2 protein-coding genes and 1 pseudogene are annotated in these 2,991 nt (G+C 43.1%); all 3 read right to left on the bottom strand.

Going from position 1 to position 2,991, the window contains the following annotated elements; all coding sequences use genetic code 11:
- Window positions 1-136: 136 nt before the first annotated feature.
- Window positions 137-2,080 (bottom strand): threonine--tRNA ligase, encoded by a 1,944-nt coding sequence (thrS, locus tag SMIDD26_RS07265; RefSeq protein WP_023945494.1) that lies wholly within the window; start codon window positions 2,078-2,080, stop codon window positions 137-139.
- Between the two features lie 53 nt (window positions 2,081-2,133).
- On the bottom strand, window positions 2,134-2,457 hold the full coding sequence (locus tag SMIDD26_RS07260; protein ID WP_061439696.1) for a nucleoside triphosphate pyrophosphohydrolase family protein: 324 nt from the start codon (window positions 2,455-2,457) through the stop codon (window positions 2,134-2,136).
- A 257-nt stretch (window positions 2,458-2,714) separates the two neighbouring features.
- Window positions 2,715-2,991, bottom strand: a pseudogene (locus SMIDD26_RS13120) (hypothetical protein); the annotation flags it as partial.

Genomic DNA, 2,991 nt, shown 5'->3' with positions numbered 1-2,991 from the left:
TTGGGGCACCAGATTCGTATCGAGTCTGAGGTCGGAAAAGGAACGACAGTGCGGATTCAGTTTGCTCAAGTGAACCTAGTCCTTGAGTAAGAAGAGACGTAAAAAGCCTCCGATTGGAGGCTTTTGTGCTAGACTTTTATTTCTCAACGCGTGATTTGTTGGCGATATCAGCAAGGATAGCCTGAACAAAGTCATCTACTGAGACAGTTTGTGTTTCTTTTTGGCCGTAGCGGCGAACGTTGACAGTTCCGTCTTCCATTTCCTTGTCCCCAACGATCAATTGGTAAGGAATCTTGCTGGTTTGTGAAGCACGGATCTTGAACTGCATTTTTTCATTGCGCTCATCGACATCAGCACGGACACCACGGTCACGGAGCTTCTTAGCCACTTCCCAAGCGTAGTCCACGTGTTTTTCGTTAGAAACTGGGATGAGGGTTACTTGGTGTGGTGCAAGCCATGTTGGGAAGGCACCCTTGTAGTTCTCAATCAAGATAGCTGTGAAGCGTTCCATAGTTGAGATAACTCCACGGTGGATCATAACTGGACGGTGCTCTTCGCCATCAGCTCCGATGTATTTAAGGTCGAAGCGTTCTGGAAGCAAGAAGTCAAGTTGGATAGTAGAAAGAGTTTCTTCTTTTCCAAGAGCGGTCTTAACTTGAATATCCAATTTTGGTCCGTAGAAGGCTGCTTCACCTTCGGCTTCAAAGTAGTCCACACCCATTTCATCAAGAGCTGCACGAAGCATAGTTTGGGCATTTTCCCACATCTCATCGTTATCAAAGTACTTATGAGTATCTTGAGGGTCACGAAGAGAGAGGCGGAAGCGGTATTCAGTCAAGTTGAAATCTTCATAAACATCGATAATCAACTGAAGAGCACGTTGGAATTCTTCTTGGATTTGTTCTGGAGTCACAAAGAGGTGACCGTCGTTAAGAGACATTTCACGTACACGTTGAAGACCAGTAAGGGAACCAGATTTTTCGTAGCGGTGCATCATACCGATTTCAGCGATACGGATTGGCAACTCACGGTATGAGTGAACATGATGTTTGAAGACTTGGATGTGGTGTGGGCAGTTCATTGGACGAAGGACAAATTCTTCCCCGTCACCCATATCCATAGTTGGGAACATGTCTTCTTGGTAATGATCCCAGTGACCAGAAGTCTTGTAAAGTTCAACAGAAGCAAGTGGTGGAGTGTAGACGTGTTGGTAGCCTGAAGCCAACTCTTTGTCAACGATATAGCGTTCCAATTCACGACGAATAGTCGCACCATTTGGCAACCAGAATGGCAAACCTTGACCAACCTCTTGAGAAATCATGAAGAGGTCAAGTTCTTTACCAAGTTTACGGTGGTCACGTTCCTTAGCTTCTTCACGCATTTGAAGGTAGTTTTTCAAGTCTTTCTTGTCAAACCAAGCTGTACCGTAGATACGTTGCATCATAGCGTTGTCGCTATTTCCACGCCAATAAGCACCTGCTACATGGAGAAGGTGGAATATTTGGATACGGCCTGTTGATGGGACGTGAGGTCCACGGCAGAGGTCTACATACTCACCTTGACGATAGATAGTCAAACCACCTTCGTCTTCAGAGTGTTCTTCAATCAATTCCAACTTGTAAGGGTCGTTCTTGAAGATTTCACGTGCCTCGTCTTTAGTCACTTCTTCACGGATTGATGGGAAGTTTTCTTTGACAATTTTTTGCATTTCTTCTTCGATACGAGGAAGGTCTTCGTTAGAGATTTGACCAGCTGTGTTGTCTGTATCATAGTAGAAGCCGTCTTCGATGGCTGGACCAACTCCCAAGTGAATGTCTGGGAAAAGACGACGAGCTGCTTGGGCGAATAAGTGAGCAGCTGAGTGACGCAAGATTGGAAGGGCATCTTCGTGATCAGGTGTCACAATTTCGATGCTTCCATCTTCAGTGATAGCACGAGTAGTGTCTATGAGTTTGCCGTTGAATTTACCAGCCAAGGCTTTTTTAGCTAGGGAATTGCTGATAGATTGGGCAATTTCAAAAGTTGTAACGCCAGATTCGAATTCACGAACAGCGCCATCTGGGAAAGTAATGTTAATCATGATGTTCTCCTTTTTATTATTTCATAGTTTTTAAGCATTGACTTTTTTGCAGACTACTTCCTAGTCTTAATGTTCAATTGCTTTTCTTTATCAGAGAGGAAGTTTTCCATTTCCGTCAGAATGTCTATATCCAGACGTTGAGAAAGTTCTACTAGCCACCAGATATTTTCTGAAAGTTTTTGTTCCAGTGTGTAGGGTGTTTCATCATAGTAGCGTCCTTGCTTTGTCATCACCAATCGTTGGAAATTTCCAATATCATTAGACAAAGCCAAGAGGTCTTCTTCTACCGTCCACTTGGAATCATGATGCTTAACTTCCAGTTCGTGATAAGCTTGTCGGATTGCCCAACTGCGCTCCACTAATTCTTGCAACTCCATAGTTAGCCTCCTCATACAAAAATTGCGACATCCTCGAAAGGACGTCGCAACGTGGTTCCACCTTCATTTATGTTCCTCAAAAAAGAGGGACACCTCTGATTGGCTCTAACGTGGCCACCGTTTTATGTTTTCATAAAAAACTCAAGAGTAGTGTCAGTTTAGGCTTTCTATGCGTTTCCAGCAACCACGCACTCTCTAGTAGAAAGGGACTAAGTGACTTGTCTCTATAGATTATTATAGCATGATTGTGAGATTTTTCAAGGATTTTGTGAAAGTTTTTTGTTTTTCATTTTTGTAGAATATGCTTGATGCCAATACCGGAAGCCATGCCCACCAGAGCCAAGGTTTCATAGATTAGCAAGTAAATTAGTATAAACTCACCAAAAGTTATGATAGTAAAGCAAAAGAGCAGTCCGTTACCAATTAACCACCAAAGTGAGAAACGGAAACGGTAGCTATAAAGTAGCGATACAATCAAGATTACCAGAGGTGTAAAGAAGAGAATATTATTTACGTAGAGACTCTTGAGAAAAA

The organism is Streptococcus mitis, assembly GCF_001579035.1.
Taxonomy (GTDB): Bacteria; Bacillota; Bacilli; order Lactobacillales; family Streptococcaceae; genus Streptococcus; species Streptococcus mitis_J.
Note: the sequence above shows the minus strand (reverse complement) of the source record. Positions and strands in the feature narration are given on the sequence as shown.

Excerpts from the sequence above, each read along its gene's own strand:
- thrS (WP_023945494.1), bottom strand. The coding sequence starts at position 2,080 with ATGATTAACATTACTTTCCCAGATGGCGCTGTTCGTGAATTCGAATCT.
- SMIDD26_RS07260 (WP_061439696.1), bottom strand. The coding sequence starts at position 2,457 with ATGGAGTTGCAAGAATTAGTGGAGCGCAGTTGGGCAATCCGACAAGCT.